The 19,242-nt window shown below is 65.7% G+C and carries 22 protein-coding genes; 16 read left to right on the plus strand and 6 right to left on the minus strand.

Annotation, left to right across the window (positions count from 1 at the left end):
- Nucleotides 1-106 precede the first annotated feature (106 nt).
- Nucleotides 107-490, plus strand: a complete 384-nt coding sequence (locus tag UNPF46_RS05550; protein WP_142249349.1) for a c-type cytochrome — start codon at nt 107-109, stop codon at nt 488-490.
- A gap of 66 nt (nt 491-556) precedes the next feature.
- On the opposite strand, the gene UNPF46_RS05555 is transcribed toward UNPF46_RS05550, so the two are convergent.
- Both UNPF46_RS05555 and UNPF46_RS05560 read right to left on the minus strand, forming a co-directional pair.
- On the minus strand, nt 557-1,546 hold the full coding sequence (locus tag UNPF46_RS05555; protein ID WP_142249350.1) for an FAD:protein FMN transferase: 990 nt from the start codon (nt 1,544-1,546) through the stop codon (nt 557-559).
- A 9-nt stretch (nt 1,547-1,555) separates the two neighbouring features.
- Nucleotides 1,556-3,634 carry a NosR/NirI family protein gene (locus UNPF46_RS05560; protein WP_142249351.1) on the minus strand — a complete coding sequence of 693 codons (2,079 nt, stop codon included), beginning with the start codon at nt 3,632-3,634 and terminating at the stop codon, nt 1,556-1,558.
- Between the two features lie 196 nt (nt 3,635-3,830).
- Between UNPF46_RS05560 and UNPF46_RS05565 the strand changes: the two genes are divergently transcribed.
- The 11 genes from UNPF46_RS05565 (at nt 3,831) to UNPF46_RS05615 (ending at nt 13,926) form a co-directional block, all read left to right on the plus strand.
- Complete coding sequence (locus UNPF46_RS05565) at nt 3,831-5,549, plus strand: nitrite reductase (protein ID WP_283811654.1); 1,719 nt, start codon at nt 3,831-3,833, stop codon at nt 5,547-5,549.
- Nucleotides 5,550-5,623: 74 nt separating this feature from the next.
- Complete coding sequence (gene cobA, locus UNPF46_RS05570; RefSeq protein WP_142249352.1) at nt 5,624-6,403, plus strand: uroporphyrinogen-III C-methyltransferase; 780 nt, start codon at nt 5,624-5,626, stop codon at nt 6,401-6,403.
- Complete coding sequence (locus tag UNPF46_RS05575; protein ID WP_246668605.1) at nt 6,393-6,716, plus strand: c-type cytochrome; 324 nt, start codon at nt 6,393-6,395, stop codon at nt 6,714-6,716. Before cobA ends, UNPF46_RS05575 begins: the two co-directional genes overlap by 11 nt.
- A complete protein-coding gene (locus tag UNPF46_RS05580) occupies nt 6,713-7,888 on the plus strand; it encodes a cytochrome D1 domain-containing protein (RefSeq protein ID WP_142249354.1) in 1,176 nt (391 codons plus the stop codon). Before UNPF46_RS05575 ends, UNPF46_RS05580 begins: the two co-directional genes overlap by 4 nt.
- Nucleotides 7,885-8,868: a siroheme decarboxylase subunit beta gene (gene ahbB, locus UNPF46_RS05585; protein ID WP_142249355.1), complete on the plus strand. Its 984-nt coding sequence runs from the start codon at nt 7,885-7,887 to the stop codon at nt 8,866-8,868. Before UNPF46_RS05580 ends, ahbB (UNPF46_RS05585) begins: the two co-directional genes overlap by 4 nt.
- Nucleotides 8,868-9,320, plus strand: a complete 453-nt coding sequence (locus UNPF46_RS05590) for an Lrp/AsnC family transcriptional regulator (RefSeq protein WP_100177712.1) — start codon at nt 8,868-8,870, stop codon at nt 9,318-9,320. The genes ahbB (UNPF46_RS05585) and UNPF46_RS05590 overlap by 1 nt, the downstream gene beginning before the upstream one ends.
- A gap of 2 nt (nt 9,321-9,322) precedes the next feature.
- Nucleotides 9,323-9,799, plus strand: coding sequence for a siroheme decarboxylase subunit beta (gene ahbB, locus UNPF46_RS05595; protein WP_142249356.1), 477 nt, complete (start codon nt 9,323-9,325; stop codon nt 9,797-9,799).
- Nucleotides 9,800-9,811: 12 nt separating this feature from the next.
- Entirely contained in the window at nt 9,812-11,020 is a 1,209-nt protein-coding gene (gene nirJ, locus UNPF46_RS05600; RefSeq protein ID WP_142249357.1) for a heme d1 biosynthesis radical SAM protein NirJ, read from the plus strand.
- The gene (locus UNPF46_RS05605) at nt 10,998-12,563 is read left to right on the plus strand and encodes a nitrite reductase (RefSeq protein WP_142249358.1); all 1,566 of its coding nucleotides are present in this window, start codon (nt 10,998-11,000) and stop codon (nt 12,561-12,563) included. Before nirJ ends, UNPF46_RS05605 begins: the two co-directional genes overlap by 23 nt.
- The gene (locus UNPF46_RS05610; RefSeq protein WP_142249359.1) at nt 12,547-13,368 is read left to right on the plus strand and encodes a CbiX/SirB N-terminal domain-containing protein; all 822 of its coding nucleotides are present in this window, start codon (nt 12,547-12,549) and stop codon (nt 13,366-13,368) included. The genes UNPF46_RS05605 and UNPF46_RS05610 overlap by 17 nt, the downstream gene beginning before the upstream one ends.
- 30 nt (nt 13,369-13,398) lie before the next feature.
- Nucleotides 13,399-13,926 carry a DUF2249 domain-containing protein gene (locus UNPF46_RS05615; protein WP_142249360.1) on the plus strand — a complete coding sequence of 176 codons (528 nt, stop codon included), beginning with the start codon at nt 13,399-13,401 and terminating at the stop codon, nt 13,924-13,926.
- Nucleotides 13,927-13,937: 11 nt separating this feature from the next.
- Here the strand turns inward: UNPF46_RS05615 and UNPF46_RS05620 are convergent, their stop codons facing one another.
- The 3 genes from UNPF46_RS05620 to UNPF46_RS05630 all read right to left on the minus strand — a co-directional run bounded on the left by UNPF46_RS05620 (nt 13,938) and on the right by UNPF46_RS05630 (nt 15,852).
- Nucleotides 13,938-15,017, minus strand: a complete 1,080-nt coding sequence (locus UNPF46_RS05620; protein ID WP_142249361.1) for a YeeE/YedE family protein — start codon at nt 15,015-15,017, stop codon at nt 13,938-13,940.
- A gap of 75 nt (nt 15,018-15,092) precedes the next feature.
- Complete coding sequence (locus UNPF46_RS05625; RefSeq protein WP_028137430.1) at nt 15,093-15,443, minus strand: ArsR/SmtB family transcription factor; 351 nt, start codon at nt 15,441-15,443, stop codon at nt 15,093-15,095.
- A 37-nt stretch (nt 15,444-15,480) separates the two neighbouring features.
- Nucleotides 15,481-15,852, minus strand: a complete 372-nt coding sequence (locus UNPF46_RS05630; protein ID WP_142249362.1) for a thioredoxin domain-containing protein — start codon at nt 15,850-15,852, stop codon at nt 15,481-15,483.
- 105 nt (nt 15,853-15,957) lie between these two features.
- Between UNPF46_RS05630 and UNPF46_RS05635 the strand changes: the two genes are divergently transcribed.
- Nucleotides 15,958-16,689 (plus strand): cytochrome c biogenesis CcdA family protein, encoded by a 732-nt coding sequence (locus UNPF46_RS05635; RefSeq protein ID WP_142249363.1) that lies wholly within the window; start codon nt 15,958-15,960, stop codon nt 16,687-16,689.
- 105 nt (nt 16,690-16,794) lie between these two features.
- Here UNPF46_RS05635 and UNPF46_RS05640 read toward each other — a convergent pair whose 3' ends face one another.
- Nucleotides 16,795-17,514: a hypothetical protein gene (locus tag UNPF46_RS05640; RefSeq protein ID WP_181769800.1), complete on the minus strand. Its 720-nt coding sequence runs from the start codon at nt 17,512-17,514 to the stop codon at nt 16,795-16,797.
- Nucleotides 17,515-17,555: 41 nt separating this feature from the next.
- Between UNPF46_RS05640 and UNPF46_RS05645 the strand changes: the two genes are divergently transcribed.
- From UNPF46_RS05645 to soxY, 3 genes are all read left to right on the plus strand, one after another.
- The gene (locus UNPF46_RS05645) at nt 17,556-18,179 is read left to right on the plus strand and encodes a SoxW family protein (RefSeq protein WP_502705482.1); all 624 of its coding nucleotides are present in this window, start codon (nt 17,556-17,558) and stop codon (nt 18,177-18,179) included.
- 128 nt (nt 18,180-18,307) lie between these two features.
- On the plus strand, nt 18,308-18,763 hold the full coding sequence (gene soxX, locus UNPF46_RS05650; protein WP_181769801.1) for a sulfur oxidation c-type cytochrome SoxX: 456 nt from the start codon (nt 18,308-18,310) through the stop codon (nt 18,761-18,763).
- An 18-nt stretch (nt 18,764-18,781) separates the two neighbouring features.
- On the plus strand, nt 18,782-19,234 hold the full coding sequence (soxY, locus tag UNPF46_RS05655) for a thiosulfate oxidation carrier protein SoxY (RefSeq protein ID WP_142249365.1): 453 nt from the start codon (nt 18,782-18,784) through the stop codon (nt 19,232-19,234).
- Nucleotides 19,235-19,242 lie beyond the last annotated feature (8 nt).

Consider the following 19,242-nt stretch of genomic DNA (forward strand, 5'->3'; position numbering starts at 1 on the left):
ATGCTCCCAAGGCTGGCGAACGCCAGTCTCCCTTCATTTTCCACAACCCGCGCCGGCGTATTCGAGGCGTAACCCGACTAATTTCACTCACACAGGAGATGATGAAATGAGGCGTGTCCTAATCGCAATTGCAGTCACTGCGGCTTCGGTCAGTGCCGGCTATGCGCAGGATGTCACGGCGGGCGCCACCGCTTTCAAGAAATGCGCCAGTTGCCACGACGTCGGCGCAACCGCGAAGAACAAGGTTGGCCCGGTGCTCAACGGTCTCGATGGCCGCAAATCGGGATCGGTTGCCGGCTACAATTATTCGGACGCGAACAAGAATTCCGGCATCACCTGGGATGAAGCGAGCTTCCTCGATTACATCAAGGATCCCAAGGCCAAGGTGCCCAACACCAAGATGGCATTCGCCGGCATCAAGAACGAAGCCGAGGCCAAGAATCTCTGGGCCTATCTCAAGCAATACGACGGCGACGGCAAGACCAAGTAAGCCAAGACCAGCAGCCTAAGACCAATCGCCCCGCGGGCCGACCGTTCGCCCGGTGTGCATCGTCGCTCAGCCGACGATGCCGTCGTGCGGGCCGGCGGCCCAGGTTGAACGACGCCCTGCCGGATCGGTGGCCCAGATCGCCGTGCCGCTCAGCCGGGGCAGCAATGCTTGAATCTCATCCGCAGATGCGATGGAGAGCGCCGTCGACAAGGCGTCAGCCATTGCGGCCGAGCGATGGTGCACGATGATGGTGCGCCAATGGGCCGCACTGCGGCCGCTGCGCGGATCGAACAGATGGTGCGCGGCGCCATCGGCACCGAGCACGCAGCCCGAGCCTTCTGACGTGGCAAGAGCACCTTCCGCCAGCTGCAGCGGGCCGGCGCCGCCGCGCGCGATCAGCCATGGCGATCCGTCGCGGCGCGGGGCAATCGCCCGCATCTCCCCGAGATCGACCAGGATGTTGGCGAATCCCTTCGCCGCCAGCATGTCCGCCACGCGGTCGGTGACGTAACCCTGGCCAAGACCATTGAGCGTCAGACGCTGGTTGTCGCCGAGACGAATTGAATCCGGCTCGATCCTGACAGTTCGCCAGTCCACCGCCTGCCTTGCGCGGGCAATGATTGCTTGCGGCGGCAGGCCGGTGTGGCTCCTGTCCGCGAACCAATCGACATGGGCTTCCCACAGCGCCTGCACGGTCGGGTCGAACAAGCCGTTCGTGACGGCTGCGATATCGAGCGCCAGCGCCAATGCGCGACGCAGATCGCCGCCCGGCGCGGTGAGCGCGCCATCGCGATTGAGCCTGCACAGCTCCGATCCGGATCGAAACAGGCTCAGCTCGTTTTCCAGGCGGTCGATCTCCGCTTCGACCAGCGCGGCGATTCCTTTTGCTGCTGCCGGCTCGATATCGTTGAACAGGATGCGCGCATCCGCGCCCATCGCCGTGCCGCGCCATTCGAAATCGGCCCGGGCTGGACTGGCGGGACCCGCGATGGCGACCGCAGCGGCCGATGCGAAGATGGTGATGGCGCGACGACGTGTCGGACGATCAGGAAGCATCGTGTCTCCTCACGACGGCTGGGAAGGAGCTTGCGGCAACGGCTGGCGCCGCTGTGCGCGCTTCTTCAGGTGCAGACAGACGTCCTGGTCGAAATAATTGGCCTGGCACTTCAGGCAATAGATGCATTCGTTGGGGTTGATCTGGCCGAGCGGATGAATCGCCTGCACGGTGCAGCGCCGTGCGCAGACGTGGCATTCCGCGCCGCATTCGCGGTAGCGCTTGAGCCATTCGAACATCCGCATCCGGGCCGGAATCGCGAGTGCCGCGCCCAGCGGGCAGAGATAGCGGCAGTAGAAGCGCTCGACGAACAGGCCGGCGAGCAGCAGCAGCCCGGCATAGACGCCGAACGGCCATTCCCGCAGGAACTTCATGGTGATCGCGGTCTTGAACGGCTCGACCTCCGCAAGCTGGAAGGCCGTCAGGATCGAGCGCAGCGAGATCGCCAGGATGGCGACGAAGAAGACATATTTGATCATCCACAGCCGCTCGTGCAGCCCGAACGGGATCTCGATCTGCTTGATGCCGAGCCGACGCGCGAGCTGATTGGTGAGCTCCTGCAGCGTGCCGAACGGGCAAAGCCAGCCGCAGAACACGCCGCGGCCCCAGAACAGCATGCTGAATGCGACGAAGCTCCAGAGCAGGAATACCAGGGGATCGAGCAGGAAGAGCTCCCAGCGAAAGCCGGAGAGCAGGGCATGGATGAAGGTCAGGACGTTGACGACCGAGAGCTGCGCGTTGGCGATGAAGCCGAGGAACACCAGCGTCAGGAGCAGATAGCCCGTGCGGAGCCGATAGTAGAACACCCCATGCGCCGTCACCGTGTCCTGGAAGATCAGGATGGCCGCCAGCACCGTCAGCATCGCGCCGAGCACGCCGATCTCGTAGCGTCGCGCCCACCAGATCTCCTGCCACACCGCCTGCACCGGAGCGGGGGCGGCCGTCGTCGATGCCGGGGGCGGCTCGGCGGGCGCGGCGATCAGGTAACGCTCGGGAATGCGATAATCGAGCGAGACCACGGCGGGACCGCTCGGTGCGGCGCCGGCGCCGAGATCGACGTCGAGCCGGAACGGCTTGGTCGAATCGAAGCCGCTCGCCTGCGGAATGCGGAACACGGCGATCTCGCGCAGCTCCGGCGCGCCGGCGGCGTGCAGCTGCTCGACCGCCGTATGATCGGCCGGTTTGAGACGCAGCGTTCGCGAACCCTGGACGATCTCGATCCGGGTGAACGTCCCCGCCTGACGCCACTCCGTGCCTTTGAACGAATAGAGTCCGGACGCGCCGATTAGGAGCAGATCGTCGTCGGGGCCGATCTTCGCCGTCTCGCTCTCGTAAATGCGCTGGCCGAGCAGGCTCTCGCCGATCGGCGGCGGCGTGGCGAGCGCCATCCAGAGATCGATGAAAGCCTTGTCGGGTTCGTTGTCGCGCGTGCCGAGCAGCTTTGCCGCTTCGCCACGGCTCACCAGCCGTCGCTGCACCGCGCCCTCGGCGAGCAGCGAGGCCCAGGAGGACCGGCGCAGGGTTTCACGGTCGAGCCGTGCAGCCCGCTCGGGCGCGCTGGTCCGGCTGCGCAGCACGGCGCGCGCCGAGCGCACGATCGCATCACGAATCACGGTGCTCGTTATGGTCGCGCCGGCGACGGCGTGCGGGCCGCGCGCGGTCTCACCAGCGGATGTGAGCGTGGTGCCGCCGCGCACGTCGAAGCCACGGAAACTGGCGACATAGGCGGCCAGCGCATCGCGGGGAATTCCGATCACGAGGATCGGTTCTTCATGCGCGACGATCTCGGCGCCGGCGACGATGCCGGTGGGCGTCACCGCCGCGACGATATCGAGCGGCCGGCCCGCATAGCCGACGGAGCCGGAGACATCGAGGCTTGAGAAGGCGTAGCCGAGCACGCGCCCGTCCGCAGCCCGCACCAATGCTGCGGGAGGCTTGCCATCGGCACGTTCGATCACGACGGGCTCGGAGAAGAACTTGGCGGCGATGCTGAGGTCGGCTGCGTGTGCGCTGCAGAACATCACGGAGAGCGTCGCCAGTGCGGACAGGGTGTGCCGTACAGCGGCGGAGATGATCCCAGACGATCGCATGCGACGGATCAGGCAGCGTTACGGGGCGAGCGCATTGAGGTGGATCAATGTTCCGATTAACCGCGGTCAAGGAGCAATCGCCGGAATCCCTGCATAAGGCCCCATCGGATTCTCATGCTGGAGGAATGTAATGCGAGGCCGAGCTTCCCTGTTTCCAAAGCTTGCAAGCTGCGTTGCAGCAACGAGCCTTATGCTATTGAGTGCGACGACGATCGGCTACGCGCAGCAGCAGGCTCCGACGCCGAAACCTGCCGATGTCGAGCAGCACAAGACGACCCCGGGCGGTCAATACCAGCCGAGCTTGGACGTTCTCGGCAAGGGCGCGACCGAGCAGCCCGGCACCAAGCCGGGCGATCCCAACCTCACCAAGGCCGAGTTCGACAAGGCCAACCAGATCTATTTCGAACGTTGCGCGGGTTGTCACGGCGTGCTGCGCAAGGGCGCGACCGGCAAGCCGCTGACGCCCGATCTCACCAAGAAGCTCGGCTTCGACTATCTGCGTGACTTCATCACCTATGGCTCGCCCGGCGGCATGCCGAACTGGGGCACCTCGGGCCAGCTCGAGGCGGCCGACATCGACCTGATGGCCCGCTACCTCCTGAACGCCCCGGCACAGCCGCCGGAGTTCGGGATGAAAGAGATCAAGGACAGCTGGAAGGTCCTGGTTCCGGTCGCGCAGCGGCCGACCAAGAAGATGAACAAGCTCGACATCGACAATCTGTTCTCGGTGACGCTGCGTGACGCCGGCGAGGTCGCGCTGATCGACGGCAACACCAAGAAGATCGAGCACATCCTGAAGTCCGGCTATGCCGTGCACATCTCACGCATGTCGGCATCGGGGCGCTACCTCTACATCATCGGACGCGATTCCAAGCTCAACCTGATCGATCTCTGGATGGATCCGCCGCAGACCGTCGCCGAGCTGAAGATCGGCACCGAGGCGCGCTCGGTCGAAACCTCGAAGTTCAAGGGCTACGAGGACAAGTATGCGATCGCCGGAGCCTACTGGCCGCCGCAATACGTGCTGATGGACGGCGCGACGCTCGAGCCGTTCAAGGTGGTCTCGACCCGCGGCATGACCGAGGATACGCAGGAGTATCACCCGGAGCCGCGCGTTGCCTCCATCGTGGCCTCGCACTTCAAGCCGGAGTTCGTCGTCAACGTCAAGGAGACCGGCCAGGTCCTGCTCGTCAACTATCAGGATCTGAAGAACCTGAAGGTGACGTCGATCGAAGCCGAGCGCTTCCTGCATGACGGCGGGTTCGACAAGACCGGCCGCTACTTCCTGGTCGCGGCGAATGCCCGCCACAAGGTCGCGATCGTCGATACCAAGGAGGACAAGCTGGTCGGCGTCGTCGAAACCGGCGGCCAGACCCCGCATCCCGGACGCGGTGCCAATCTCGAGCATCCGAAGTTCGGGCCGGTATGGGCGACCAGCCATCTCGGCAGCGAGCAGATCTCCTTCATCGGCACCGACCCCGAGAAGCACAAGCAGTTCGCCTGGAAGGTCGTGCAGACGGTCGACGGGCAGGGCGGCGGATCGCTCTTCATCAAGACGCATCCGAAGTCGGAGAACCTCTACGTCGACACGCCCTTGAACACGGACGCCGAGATCTCCTCGTCGGTCGCGGTGTTCAAGATCAAGGACCTCGCCAAGGAGAAGCCGACCTACAAGGTGCTGCCGATCGGTCAGTGGTCCGGCATCTCGGAAGGCGCCCGCCGCGTGGTGCAGGGCGAGTTCAACAAGGACGGCACGGAGATCTGGTTCTCCGTGTGGAACAACAAGGCGCAGGACTCGGCGATCGTCGTCGTCGACGACAAGACCTTGACCTTGAAGACGGTCATTCGTGACCGGCGACTGGTCACCCCGACCGGCAAGTTCAACGTCTTCAACACGCGTAACGACGTCTACTGACGAGCATGGGCTGGTGCGGCGCGCGATCGCCGCACCAGCCAGCCTTTTCGCGATGGTCTTCGGCGGAGCGCATCATGGCTGTTGGAAAGGTCTATCTGGTCGGCGCCGGTCCCGGTGATCCCGAGCTGCTCACGCTGAAGGCGGTCCGCGCGCTTCGTGAGGCCGACGTCGTCGTCTATGATCGCCTGGTGCCACCGAGCATCCTGGCGACCATTGCGGACGGGGTGCTCCAGATCAATGTCGGCAAGCAGGCCGCCCATCATCCGGTGCCGCAGGAAGAGATCAACGAGATGCTGGTCCGGCTGGCGCGCGCCGGCCGCACGGTGGTCCGGCTCAAGGGCGGCGACCCCTTCATTTTCGGACGCGGCTCGGAGGAGGCGGCCGAGCTCGAGCTGGCAGGCATTCCCTATGAGGTGGTGCCGGGAATCACCGCGGCACAGGGCTGCGCCGCGGCCGCGCGGATGCCGCTGACGCATCGCGGCCTGGCCTCCGGCGTGCGCTATGTAACCGGCCATCGCAAGGCCAACGAGCCGCTCGATCTCGACTGGAAAAGCCTCGCCGATCCCGACACCACGCTCGTCGTCTATATGGGCCTTGCCAATATCGACGAGATCGTCGGCAATTTGATCGCGCAGGGGCTGCCGGGAACCACGCCGGTCTTTGCTGTGTGTCAAGGTACGACGCCGCAGGAAAGCCGAATATGTGCGTCGCTGGAGGCGCTTCCGGTCGCTCTGAAAGACGCCTCCTTCAGCGGTCCCGTCCTTTTCATCATCGGGAAGGTCGCGGCGATCGCGCTGGAACGGAGCGCGCGGAGCGATGCGGCAATTTGCGAGGCGATTTCAGTTGTGGCCTAGCGTCGCCCTGGCATCGGCCGTTGCGATCGGGCCGGCTGCCGCGGGCGATGAAGATGTCGATGCCGCAAGGAATACTGCAAGGCTTGCCAATCTGGTGCGGCAGGACTGCGGCTCCTGCCACGGGCTGACGCTGAAAGGCGGGCTCGGCAAGCCGCTGACGCCGGACCATCTCAGCGCCTGGAGCCGCGACCAGCTCGTCAGCATCGTGCTCGACGGCGTGCCGGGCACGCCGATGCCGCCGTGGCGTCCGTTGCTGAGCGAAGCCGACGTGCGCTGGATCGTGGAGCATCTGCAGCAGGGAGATCTGCCATGAGGTTCGTGGCGCGGTGGTGTCTGGCCCTGCTGCTGCTGATGCCGGTGCTCTCGCGCGCCGACGAGCTGCGCGGCACCGGCAATCTCGGCCTCGTGGTGGAGCGCGCGACGGGCTCGGTGCTGATCGTCGATGCCACCGAGCGCAAATCGATCGGCCGCGTCGAGGGGCTCGGCGATCTCTCGCATGCCTCCGCGGTGTTCTCGCCGGACCAGCGCTACGCCTATGTCTTCGGCCGCGACGGCGGCCTCACCAAGGTCGACATGCTCACGAGCACGATCACAAGGCGCATCGTGCAGGCCGGCAATTCGATCGGCGGTGCGATCTCCGACGACGGCGCGCTGATCGCGGTCTCGAACTACGAGCCGGGCGGCGTGAAGATCTTCGATGCCAGGACGCTCGATCCCGTCGCCAACATTCCGGCAACGGGTGAGGGCGGCAAGTCCTCGAAGACGGTCGGACTGGTCGACCTGCCCGGACGGCGTTTCGCCTGGGCGCTGTACGACGCCGGCGAGATCTGGGTCGCCGATCTTACCCATGTCGAGACCCCCGCCATCACCAGGCTGACCGATGTCGGCAAGCTGCCCTATGACGGCAACGTCACGCCCGACGGCCGCCATTATCTTGCGGGCCTGTTCGGCGAGGACGGCGTCGTGCATGTCGACACCTGGCGCGCGCCGCTGAAGGCCGAGCGCATCCTGAGCGGCTATGGCCGCGGCCAGGAGGCGCTGCCGGTCTACAAGATGCCGCATCTGGAAGGGTGGGGCGCCGCGGGCGACAAGCTGCTGCTTCCCGCCGTCGGCCATCACGAATTGATCGCGGTCGATCTTCGCAGCTTTGCCGAGGTCGGACGCACCGCCACCCACGGCCAGCCGGTCTTCGCCGTGGCGCGGCCCGACGGGCGCCACGTCTGGGTGAACTTCGCGCACCCCTTCAACGACACGATCGAGATCGTCGACACCGAGACGCTGAAGGTGATCCATCGCCTGACGCCCGGCCCGGCGGTCCTCCACATGGAGTTCACCCCGCGCGGCAACGAGGTCTGGGTCTCGGTACGCGATGCCGATCGCATCGACGTCTACGACGCCGCCTCCTTTGCCAAGAAGACGGAGATCCCGGCGCAGAAGCCGTCCGGAATCTTCTTCACCGCCCGCGCGACAAGGATCGGACAATGACGCCAAGCTCCGTCGAACTCGCTCTCATCGATCGCTGGCAGCACGATTTTCCGCTTGTCGAGAAGCCGTTCGAGATCGTCGGCCGCTCCGCCGCGCTCGACGAGCAGGCCACGATCGGCGTGTTTCGTCGCATGCGGGAGTGCGACCTGATCTCCCGGGTCGGTGCCGTGGTCCGCCCCAACACCGTGGGCGCGAGCACGCTGGCCGCGCTGCAAGTCCCGCCCGATCGACTTGAGCGGGTCGCCGGGATCGTCAGCCGCGAGCCGCTGGTTACGCATAATTACGAGCGCGAGCACGGTTTGAATCTTTGGTTCGTGATCGCCGGCGGAGACGCCCAGGCGATCGGCGGCACCATCGACAGGATCGAGGCGCAAACGGGGCTGCCCGTCGTGGATTTGCCGATGGTGCAGGCCTATCATCTCGGCCTCGGCTTTTCGTTGCGCGAGCCACGCGCGCAGAAGCGCCGCGCGCCGGCCGCGGGAGACTATCGTCCCGATCCGCGCGACCGGCGCATTCTCGCGGCGATCGAGAATGGGCTGCCGCTGGTCGAGCATCCCTATCTTGCGGTCGCCGATCAGCTCGCACTCGGCCAGGACGAGGTCATCGCACGGCTGGAGCATCTGGTCGCAGCCGGCGTGGTGACGCGTTTCGGCTGCGTGGTGCGCCACGACAAGCTCGGTTTCCGGTCGAACGCGATGGCGGTCTGGAACATCCCGGACGGGATCATCGACGATGTCGCCGCGATCTTCGCCCGTCATCCCAGCGTGACGCTGTGCTACCAGCGTCCGCCCCGGCCGCCGGTGTGGCCCTACAACCTGTTCTGCATGGTGCATGCGCGCGCGCGCGAGGAGGCCCATGCCGCGATCGACGAGCTGAACCTGCTCGCCGAGACCGGCCTGATGCAGCAGGCCGTGCTGTTTTCGAAGCGCTGCTTCAAGCAGCGCGGCGCCGTCTTCTCTGGGCGCAAGGAGGCGAATTGATGCGCTCGCTCGACCCGACCGAAAAGGCGATCATCAACGGCCTGCAGGGCGGCTTTCCCCTGACGCAGCGGCCTTACCGCGATGCCGGCGCGAAGCTGGGCCTCAGCGAGGGCGAGATGATCGAGGAGATCGGCCATCTGATCGCGGGCGGGCAGCTCAGCCGGTTCGGCCCGCTCTGGAATGCCGAAGCCCTCGGCGGCGCCGTCTGTCTCGCCGCGATCGCCGTCCCGCGCGAGCGGTTCGACGAGGTCGCCGAGCTCGTCAACGCCCATCCCGAGATCGCGCATAATTACGAGCGCGATCACGCGCTCAACATGTGGTTCGTCGTGTCGACCGATGCCCCTGAGCGCATTGACCAGGTGATTGCGGAGATCGAGCGCGAGACGGGCCTTCGTGTGCGCGCAATGCCCAAGACGCGCGAGTTCTTCGTCGGTTTCCGCGTGGAGGTCTAGTCATGCTCGATGCCATCGATCGCAAGCTGATCGCCGCTACGCAGGCAGGACTTCCGCTGGTCGCCGAGCCGTACCGCGCGCTCGCCGGCAGGCTCGGCCTCGACGAGGCCGAAATCGTCAGTCGCCTCGGGCGGCTGCTCGAGGACGGTGCGATCCGCCGCATCGGCGCGATCCCCAATCACTATGCGCTCGGCTACACCGCGAACGGCATGTCGGTGTGGGACATCGCCGACGAGGTCGTTGCCGACATCGGCGCCAGGGTCGGTGCGCTCGATTTCGTCACGCATTGCTACGAACGGCCGCGGCATCTGCCGCTCTGGCCCTACAATCTCTTTGCCATGGTCCATGGTCGCAGCCGCGACGAGGTGCGGGCGAAGGTTGCCGAGATTGCCGTGCTGGTCGGTCCCGCGGCGCGGGCCCACGAGGTTCTGTTCTCGACCCGGATCTTGAAGAAGACCGGCCTTCGCATCGCCGCCTGACGGGAGACGGTCATGTTTCGCCTGAGCCAATATTTGCGCGAGCTGGACGAGCCGGCCCCGACCGGGCCGGTTCGGCAGCCGCCGGGACCGGTGGTGATCTGGAACCTGATCCGCCGCTGCAACCTCACCTGCAAGCATTGCTATTCGATCTCCGGCGATGTCGACTTTCCCGGCGAGCTCTCCACCGCGCAGGTGTTCGGCGTGATGGACGACCTCAAGGCGTTCCGCGTTCCGGTGCTGATCCTGTCGGGCGGCGAGCCCCTGATGCGGCGCGACATCTTCGAGATCTCGGCGCGCGCCAAGGCGATGCGATTTTATGTCGGCCTGTCGTCCAACGGCACCCTGGTCGATGCCGCCATGGCAGGCCGCATCCGCGACATCGGCTACGACTATGTCGGCATCTCGCTCGACGGCATCGGCGAGACCCATGACCGTTTCCGCCGCAAGCAGGGCGCCTATGAGGAGGCGCTGAACGGCTTGCGGTTGCTGCGCGACCGCGGCATCAAGGTCGGCGTGCGCTTCACCATGACCGAGGACAACGCGGCGGAGCTGCCGCGCCTGCTCGATCTGGTCGAGCAGGAGAACTTTCCGAAATTCTACCTCTCGCATCTCGTCTATGCCGGCCGCGGCAACAAGAACCGCGGCGACGATGCCATGTGGCAGACGACGCGCGATCGCATGGACATGGTGATCGCGCGGGCCTGGCGCTGGGCGCAGTCGGGCAGCGAGATGGAGATCGTGACCGGCAACAACGATGCCGACGCGGTCTATCTGCTGCATTGGGCGGAGCGAACCGTACCCCATCATGCCGCGAGCCTGCGCGCAAAACTGGTGCGCTGGGGCGGCAATTCATCCGGCGTCAACGTCGCCAATATCGACAATCTCGGCAACGTGCACCCCGATACGATGTGGTGGCACCATACGCTGGGGAACGTGAAGACGCGTCCCTTCTCCGAGATCTGGCCCGACACCTCCGATCCGATCATGGCGGGGCTGAAGCAGAAGCCGCGTCACGTCTCCGGCCGCTGCGGTGCCTGCGCCTATTTCGACATCTGCAACGGCAACACCCGCGTGCGCGCGCAACGGGTCACCGGCGATCCCTGGGCGGAAGATCCCGGCTGCTATCTCGGCGATGCCGAGATCGGCCTTGCGGAACCAAGCGAGCGGGTCAAGACCAGTATCTATCGCGGAACACGACATGAAGCGCCGCTCTCCGTTTGATCGCATTCTCGTCGCACTCGCGCTGCTCGCGCTGGCAAGCCCCGCGCGCGCCGAGCCGGATGCGCCAAAACTGTTCGCGGACAATTGCGCCGAATGCCACGGCGCGGACCGGCTCGGCCGTCTCGGTCCCGCGCTACTGCCGGAAAATCTCGGCCGCATGATGGGCGCGCGCGCCGCCGCGGTGATCGCCGACGGACGGACCGCGACGCAGATGCCGGGCTTCTCGGGCAAGCTCGGCAAGGACGAGATCGCAGCGCTTGCGGCCTATGTCTCATCGCCGTTGTCCGCGGTGCCGGCCTGGGGCGCGGCCGAGATCGACGCCAGCCGCGTCGTGCATGCCATCGCGCCGCCGCTGGAGCGTCCGCGTTTCGAGGCCGACCCGATGAACCTGTTCGTCGTGGTCGAGGCCGGCGATCATCACGCGACGATCCTGGACGGCGACCGCATCGAACCATTGGCGCGCTTCCAGACGCGGTTCGCGCTGCATGGCGGCCCGAAATTCACGCCGGACGGCCGCTACGTCTTCTTCATGTCGCGCGACGGCTGGGTCAGCAAGTACGATCTCTGGACGCTGACCATGCTGACGGAGGTGCGCGCCGGGATCAATGCGCGCAACATCGCGATCTCGCGGGACGGCAAGCACATCGCGGTCGCCAACTATCTGCCGCACACGCTGGTGATGCTCTCGGCGGACGATTTGTCGGTCGAGAAGATCTTCGACGTGAAGGATCGCCTGGGGACGTCCTCGCGGGTCTCGGCGGTGTATCAGGCGCCATCGCGCAACAGCTTCATCGCGGCGCTGAAGGACGTTCCGGAGATCTGGGAGATCGCGACCGATCCGAACGCGGGGCCAGTTTATGCCGGCTTCGTGCACAGCCACGAGAAGGGCATGATCGAGGCACTGCCGTCCTCGCAAGGGCTGTTCGCGCTGCGCCGGATCGAGACCCCGGAGCCGCTCGATGACTTCTTCTTCGATCCGCCCTATCGCAATCTGATCGGCTCGGCGCGGGAGGGCAGGGCGATCGTGGTCAATTTGACGGTCGGGCGCGACATCAAGCAGCTCGATCTGCCGGGGCTGCCTCATCTCGGCTCGGGCATCTCCTGGACGTGGAACGGCCGGCTGGTGATGGCGACGCCGCTGCTGAAGGCGGGCAAGATCAGTGTGCTGGACATGCAGGACTGGTCGCAGATCAAGGTGATCGAGACGCCAGGACCCGGCTTCTTCATGCGCAGCCACGAAAACACGCCCTATGCCTGGACCGACAGCATGATGGGCAGCGGCAAGGACACGCTGTCGATCATCGACAAGCGCACGCTGGAAGTGGTCCGCCGCGTCACGCCGGAACCCGGCAAGACGGCGGCGCATGTCGAATTTGACAGATATGGGCGCTATGCCCTGGTGTCGATCTGGGAAGACCAGGGCGCGCTGGTGGTCTATGATGCCGCAACCTTTGCCGAAGTGAAGCGTCTTCCGATGTCGCGCCCTTCGGGCAAATACAACGTCTGGAACAAGATCACCTTTTCCGATGGCACCAGTCATTGAGAAGCCGGGCTCTGTCCCGTCGATCGCATTGCTGTTGGCGGCCCATGGCGAGCGGCGGCCCGATGCCGGCAACCAGGGCGCGTTCCAGCTCGCACGCGCACTGGCTTCTCGCAGTCTGGTGGCCGAGGTCGCCATCGGCTTCATCTCGGGTACGCCCGGCATCCGGGAAGCTCTGGAGACGCTGACCGCCAGCCGGATTCTGGTCTACCCGCTGTTTGCTTCCAGCGGCTATTTCACCCGCGACCGTCTGGTTCAGCTTCTCGACGAAGCCAAGGGCGATGACCGCAGGATCGACATGCTGCCGCCGCTGGGGCTCGATCCGGGCCTGCCTGATCTCCTGTGCGATCAGGCCGTGGCTTGCGCGCGCGGCCATGGTTTTGCGCCGGAGGACTGCACATTCGTGCTGCTGGCGCACGGCTCGAAGCGCAATCCCGCCTCGCGCCAGGCCACCGAGCAGGTCGCGCGTGAGATCGAGACGCGCGCGGTCTGCCGAAAAGTCGTGGTCGCCTTCCTGGAGGAGCCACCGTCGCTCGAAGAGGCCGTCGCATCGATCAGCGGGCCCGCGATTGTCCTCGGCCTGTTCTCCGGCGAAGGCCTGCACGGCGCCAAGGATGCGCCGAAGCTGGTGGCACGGCTCGGCCGCCGCGACGTGGTGTTCGCAGGCATCATGGGCAGCGGTCCCGGCATCGAGGACCTTGTCGCGCGGGCGGTGGTGGCTGCCTTGCAAGATGCGGGAGCGGCGAGGGCCGCGGAGCCGTCGACGCTGGCGCCGGCGCCGGGCGGCTGGGCCGTTTCAGTCGATTGATGGCATGGCGTTGCAGGGAAGGGACAAGAGATGACCGACTACCTCGATGTCGATGTCCGTCCGATCCTGCGCGCCGGCGGCGAGCCCTTCTCGACCATCATGGCGGCCGTGGACAGCGTCCAGCCGGGCCAGGGCATCCGGCTGTACGCGCCGTTCAAGCCCGTGCCCTTGTTCGATGTGATGGCCGGCAGAGGCTTTGCCCATTCCGCGACGGAGATCGGTGGCGGCGATTGGCAGGTGTTGTTCACGCCGACCGGCGTGCCCGCCGAGGTCCTGGCAACGAAAGTACAGCCCAGTGCCAAATGGCCGGACTCGAAGCTGCGGCTCGACACCAGGGAGCTCGATCCGCCGGAGCCGATGACCAGGATCCTCGCCGCGGCCGAGACGCTTGCGGCCGGAGAAACGCTGACGGCGTTTCTCAGCCGCGAGCCGCTGTTCCTGTTTCCGCAGCTTGAGAAGAGAGGCTACAACTGGCTCGGCGGCTTTCTGCCCGACGGCGTCACCTACGAGCTCACGGTGCGCGCGCCCGAGCTTACGGTGCGCGCGCCGTCTCACTGACGGCGAACCCGTCAGGTCGAGGCCCCGAATAGTCTGCGCACGGCCGGCAGCCACTCGCCGGTCATCGTGAACTCGAGCCCGAGCCGTGCGCCGCAGGCGATGGCCAACATCGTGATGGGCGCGGAGATCGCGAGCGTCGAAAACGCACTCAGGCCCTGGCCGATGGTGCAGCCCATCGACATGATGCCGCCGATGCCCATCAGCAGCGCGCCGATCATGTGACGCTTCAGCTCGCGCGCGTCGTCGCAGGCCTCCCAGCGGAAGCCGCGCGCGAGCATCGCGGCGGCGAACGAGCCTGCGACGACGCCAGCGACCGAACCGATGCCGAAATTGAGCCGCGCGCCGGAGAAGGTGGCGATGTAGAGAATGGCGTCACCTAGCGGCGCTACGAAGGTGAGCGAGGAGACCCGCGCGGGATCGAACTCATCGTCGGCGAGCCATCCGGTCGCGAACCAGCCGAACGCGATTGCGGCGCCGACGGCAAGGCCGGAGGCCAGCAGCCGCGGCGACCGCACCAGCCTGCCATCGGCAAGGGCCCAGAAGGCGAGCGCGGCGGAAATGGCCACGACGAGGATCGCGCGCATCGTGCCGCCGGCGCCGAGCAGCGACGTCAATGTCTGGGTGCTTCCCTCGGGCAGCCGCACCGATAACGGCTCGATCAGCATCAGCCGCAGCATGCCAGTGATGCCGCGCATGGTGGCGAGCGCCGACAGGCCGAGCACGAGAAAAACCACGATGGCACGCAGGTCGCCACCGCCGACGCGTACCAATGTGCCGAAGCCGCAAGTGCCGACCAGGGCCATGCCGACGCCGAACATCAGCCCGCCAAGGATCGCGCCGCCAAGGCCGATCGACGCCGTGAGGTAGATCGAGCGCGACAGATCGACGATGCCGAACGCGGCAAGCGCCTGGGTCGCGAGCAGCGCGACCGCAGCGGCCAGCGCAAAGGATTTCAGCCGGCGATAGTCCGATCCGAAGAATGCGTCCTCGAGCATTGCCAGCGTGCAGAAGCGCCCGGCTCGGCCGGCAACGCCGAGCACGGCGCCGGCGGTGAGCCCGCACGCAAAGGCTATGATCGAAGGGCTCAGCATTCCTCCCGCTTCTTTTCTTGGTTAGCCCGCGGGTAGTCTGCGCCGGTGGGGCGCGAAAAGCTAGCGCGGAAGAAACTACCGCCGGCGCCGGCGCACCGGCTCGCAGAACACGTCGTAAACGGCGGTGAGAATCTTGCGGACGTCTTCGCTCGCGAGACTGTAGTAGATGGTCTTGCCGTCGCGCCGGGTCGTCACCAGCCGATCGAGCCGGAGCCGCGCAAGCTGCTGCGAGACGGTCGATTGCCGCTCGCCCAGGAACTGCTCGAGCTCGGTCACGGATTTCTCGCCCTCGGCGAGGATGCAGAGCAGCAGCAATCGGGACTCGTGCGAGAGCGCCTTGAGCATGTCGCTGGCCTCGCGCGCCTTCTCGATCATCTGCTCGAGTTCGGCGGAGCCCTCGATCTCCTTCAGCTTCGGCAACGGCATCGCGTCAAGTTCCTCTCAGCAAAATCGGCAAGACCGGTCACGACTTCTCCGGTTCCGATCCCGTGCTTGACAGGATTCGGTCCAACAGGCCGAAGAAGAAGGCATCCCCCGGATAGCCGCGAATGCGTCCGATCTCGCGGCCCTCTTGTACCACGACGAAGGTCGGCGTGAAGGGACCCGGATCGATTCCGGCGAGATCGGCGGGAAGGGGGCCGCTCAGGTTGACCCGGCGCAGCGGTGCGGTCCGGCTTTCCCCGGTCTTGCCGTAGATTGGCCCGATCTCGGCGTCGAAGCGCGCGCACCAGGCGCAGCCGGGCCGCTCGAACATGACGAGCTCGGCGGCGCGCGATGCGGTCGTGGGCAGCGCGAGCCCGATGGCGAGGGCAAGCAAAACGACGATTCTGTTCATGCTGCGTAACCGGGCCTTTTCGGGTTTGCCTGGCGGGCTTGCTTTCCAGACGTTCTCGGCGCTTTATATCATTAAATTCGTATATGTGCTAGGGATGGGGCGGAAATGACCTTGGACGTCACGCTGGGCGCGGCCTTTGTCGCAGGCCTGTTGTCGTTTCTGTCGCCCTGCATCCTGCCCCTGGTCCCACCCTTCCTGTGCTACATGGCCGGCGTCTCGGTCACGGATCTGTCTGGCGACAGGCCGGATCTGCGGCCACGTATCCTGATTTCTGCGCTGGCCTTCGTGGCGGGCTTTTCGCTGGTCTTCATCGCGCTCGGCTCGACGGCCTCGATCGCGGGACGCTTCGTCTCCGCGCATCTGTCGACGCTCGGCATCGTCGCGGGCGGGCTGATCATCGTCATGGGCCTGCACTTTCTCGGGCTGCTCAGGATCCCGCTGCTCTATCGCAGCGCCACCGTGCAGGTCGACAACCGCCCGGCCGGCGTGGCGGGGGCCTTCGTCATGGGGCTGGCCTTTGCATTCGGCTGGACGCCCTGCGCGGGCCCGATCCTCGCAGCCGTGCTCTTGATGGCGGGTTCGGAGGACACGACCGGGCGAGGGGCGCTGCTGCTGCTCGCCTATTCGGTCGGGACCGGCATTCCCTTCCTGATCGCGGCGGCCTTCACCGGCCGCTTCATCGCCGCGCTCGGCCGCCTGCGCCGGCATCTCGGTCTGATCGAGAAGACGATGGGCGCCTTCCTGGTCGCCACCGGTCTGATGTTCCTGACCGGCTTGATGCCCGCGGTCTCGGAATGGCTGCTCGAGCAATTCCCCGTTTTGACCAGCATCGGCTGAGCCCAGAGCATTTTCGGTTCTGATTGAATCAGAACTGAAGCTCTAGATTCTTGTTTTGACGCGTTTTCTTCACGCGAACCGGTGTCCACTTCGCTCGAAAACGCTCTAGCCGTAGCGGAAGTCGAGCAACTGGGCGAAGGACTGCAGCTCGATGAGGTAGCGATGCACGAGGGGACCGTCACCCGCCATCGCGGCATGTGCGATCTCGCCGCTGCTGGCGATGGCGCCGTCGATCAGACGGCGAAACTCGCCTTGAGCGGCGATCTCGCCATTTGCCCATTCGCTGCAGCGTTGGAGCCGATCGCGGAATGCGCTTGCGGCGGCGACAGTCCCTTCGGCGTTCGCCGATGCCGGCTGGTCGCCGTACCTGATCGCGGCAACCCGCAACGTTTCCATGGCGGGCGCGATCTCGAAGATGCAATCGCCGAGATCGTAGAGGCCCGCCTGGCGCCGGAGCGCGTGAAAAGCCTGCCGGATCGCAAGCAGCTCGCGGCCGGCGGCGGCATTGTCGCCGCGGTCCAGCGCGCCCGCGATCGTCGTGAGCTGGTCGCGCCCCCGGTCGAGAAATCCCGACACATCGGCTGGCGGATGAGCGGGCAGGAGGCCGGGCGCGTTCGGGGCGAGCTGCTTCCACCGGGCGACGGCCTCGTCGGTCTCGATCTGCGCCAGCGCGACGTTTCCGGTGCGCGCATAGCTCGCGGCCGTGCGCAGATTGGCCATGATCGGCGCCATCGCCGAGACGAAATCCGCTGGCTTTTCAGCCTCCGCACCAAACGCGAGTGCGCTCGAGGCGAGCCAGGCCAGCAGCACGATGGTGCAGCGCAAGATCGGAACTCCTTGTCACATTCGTGTATTCGAATATCATAATGAAAATGAGCAGCGCGCAAGATCTTCCGACGCCCGAAAGCCTGTTGTCGCTTCGCACGCCGACGCGACGCGGTCTTCTCTCGTTAGTCGCCGGCGCGGCATTGGCCGGCCGCGGCGCGGCGGCGGCCGAGCCCGCCGTGGGAGAAGACGGGCTCTATCACGAGCCCTGGTTCCTGCAGAGCTTCCTCGATCTGCGCGAGGATCTGGAGAGCGCCGCGGCCGGCGGCAAGCGCCTCGCCATCATGTGGGAGCTGCGCGGCTGTCCCTATTGCCGCGAGACGCATCTGGTGAATTTTGCCGATGCCGGCATCGCCGGTTATATCCGCGACAATTTCGAGGTATTGCAGCTCAACCTGATCGGCTCGCGCAAGGTGACCGATTTCGACCGCGAGGAATTGGCGGAGAAGGACCTCGCCCGGAAATACGGCATCCGCTTCACGCCCACCTTCCAGTTCTTTCCGCCGTCCGTGGATGGCCTCCAAGCGAAAGACGCGATGGCGCGCGAGGTGGCGCGGGCACCCGGTTATCTCAAGCCGCCGCACTTCCTGGCGATGTTCCGCTTCGTGCGGGAGCGCGCCTATGAGCGCGGCTCGTTCCGGGATTTCCTCGCTGCCAACGGCTGATGGGACGCGTCCAGCGAATTTCGCTTGACGCTGCCATTCATATGAACATATCATAATAACTGAATTTGATGGACCGTGAGTCCATCGTGGTCGAAAGCGGGCGTCACCCCGCGATAAGGGTAGGAAACATGCGGCGCTCGCTTGCGGCTGCGTTTGCACTTTGTCTGTCGGCCAGTGCCGGCCTCGCGCAAGAGGCCGTCAAGGAGCCGATCAAGCTCGATGTCGTCAACGACTCCCTGCCCAAATCCCTGACCGGCGCGCCCGGCGATGCCGCCGCCGGCAAGAAGGTGTTCCTGACGCGCACGCTCGGCAATTGCCTGGCCTGCCATCAGGTCACCAGCCTGAAGTCGGAGGAGTTCCACGGCGAGTTCGGCCCGTCGCTCGACGGCGTCGCCGGCCGCTACAGCGAGGCGCAACTCCGCCTCATCGTCGCCGACCCCAAGCGCATCTTCACCAACACGGTCATGCCGGCGTTCTTCAGGAACGACGGCCTCAGCCGGGTGCGACCGGAATTCGTCGGCAAGTCCATTTTGACGGCCGCGCAGGTCGAGGACGTCATCGCTTTTCTCAAGACGCTGAACTGACGGCGAGGAGGATCAGGAATGAAAGCCATCAATCGACGGCAGGCATTTGCGCTCGGGGGCGGCTTCGTCATGCTGACGCTGATGCCCATGGCGGCGGATGCCGAAGTGACGGGCGACGCGGCGAAGTGGATCGAGAAGTTCACTGGCGGCAAGCAGCCGGTGAAGGGCAAGATTTCGCTCGACCTGCCGGAGATCGCGGAGAACGGCAACACCGTTCCGCTGTCGATCAACGTCGAGAGCCCGATGACCGCGGACTCCTACGTCAAGGACGTCATGATCCTCGCCGACGGCAACCCGAACGCGGGCGTGGCGACGCTGTCGTTCACGCCGCTGTCCGGCAAGGCCGAAGCCTCGATCCGGATCCGGCTCGCGACCACGCAGAACGTGATTGCGGTCGCGAAGATGAGTGACGGGTCGCTGTTCACGGAGCAGAAGACCGTCAAGGTCACCATCGGCGGCTGCGGCGGCTAAAGGCTTCA

This window comes from Bradyrhizobium sp. UNPF46 (genome assembly GCF_006658625.1).
Taxonomy (GTDB): domain Bacteria; phylum Pseudomonadota; class Alphaproteobacteria; order Rhizobiales; family Xanthobacteraceae; genus Bradyrhizobium; species Bradyrhizobium nitroreducens.

Bases quoted from the DNA above. Each gene is read 5' to 3' on its own strand.
- UNPF46_RS05550 (WP_142249349.1), top strand. From the start codon at position 107: ATGAGGCGTGTCCTAATCGCAATTGCAGTCACTGCGGCTTCGGTCAGT.
- UNPF46_RS05555 (WP_142249350.1), bottom strand. From the start codon at position 1,546: ATGCTTCCTGATCGTCCGACACGTCGTCGCGCCATCACCATCTTCGCA.
- UNPF46_RS05560 (WP_142249351.1), bottom strand. From the start codon at position 3,634: ATGCGATCGTCTGGGATCATCTCCGCCGCTGTACGGCACACCCTGTCC.
- cobA (WP_142249352.1), top strand. From the start codon at position 5,624: ATGGCTGTTGGAAAGGTCTATCTGGTCGGCGCCGGTCCCGGTGATCCC.
- UNPF46_RS05580 (WP_142249354.1), top strand. From the start codon at position 6,713: ATGAGGTTCGTGGCGCGGTGGTGTCTGGCCCTGCTGCTGCTGATGCCG.
- ahbB (WP_142249355.1), top strand. From the start codon at position 7,885: ATGACGCCAAGCTCCGTCGAACTCGCTCTCATCGATCGCTGGCAGCAC.
- UNPF46_RS05590 (WP_100177712.1), top strand. From the start codon at position 8,868: ATGCGCTCGCTCGACCCGACCGAAAAGGCGATCATCAACGGCCTGCAG.
- ahbB (WP_142249356.1), top strand. From the start codon at position 9,323: ATGCTCGATGCCATCGATCGCAAGCTGATCGCCGCTACGCAGGCAGGA.
- nirJ (WP_142249357.1), top strand. From the start codon at position 9,812: ATGTTTCGCCTGAGCCAATATTTGCGCGAGCTGGACGAGCCGGCCCCG.
- UNPF46_RS05605 (WP_142249358.1), top strand. From the start codon at position 10,998: ATGAAGCGCCGCTCTCCGTTTGATCGCATTCTCGTCGCACTCGCGCTG.
- UNPF46_RS05610 (WP_142249359.1), top strand. From the start codon at position 12,547: ATGGCACCAGTCATTGAGAAGCCGGGCTCTGTCCCGTCGATCGCATTG.
- UNPF46_RS05615 (WP_142249360.1), top strand. From the start codon at position 13,399: ATGACCGACTACCTCGATGTCGATGTCCGTCCGATCCTGCGCGCCGGC.
- UNPF46_RS05620 (WP_142249361.1), bottom strand. From the start codon at position 15,017: ATGCTGAGCCCTTCGATCATAGCCTTTGCGTGCGGGCTCACCGCCGGC.
- UNPF46_RS05625 (WP_028137430.1), bottom strand. From the start codon at position 15,443: ATGCCGTTGCCGAAGCTGAAGGAGATCGAGGGCTCCGCCGAACTCGAG.
- UNPF46_RS05630 (WP_142249362.1), bottom strand. From the start codon at position 15,852: ATGAACAGAATCGTCGTTTTGCTTGCCCTCGCCATCGGGCTCGCGCTG.
- UNPF46_RS05635 (WP_142249363.1), top strand. From the start codon at position 15,958: ATGACCTTGGACGTCACGCTGGGCGCGGCCTTTGTCGCAGGCCTGTTG.
- UNPF46_RS05645 (WP_502705482.1), top strand. From the start codon at position 17,556: ATGAAAATGAGCAGCGCGCAAGATCTTCCGACGCCCGAAAGCCTGTTG.
- soxX (WP_181769801.1), top strand. From the start codon at position 18,308: ATGCGGCGCTCGCTTGCGGCTGCGTTTGCACTTTGTCTGTCGGCCAGT.
- soxY (WP_142249365.1), top strand. From the start codon at position 18,782: ATGAAAGCCATCAATCGACGGCAGGCATTTGCGCTCGGGGGCGGCTTC.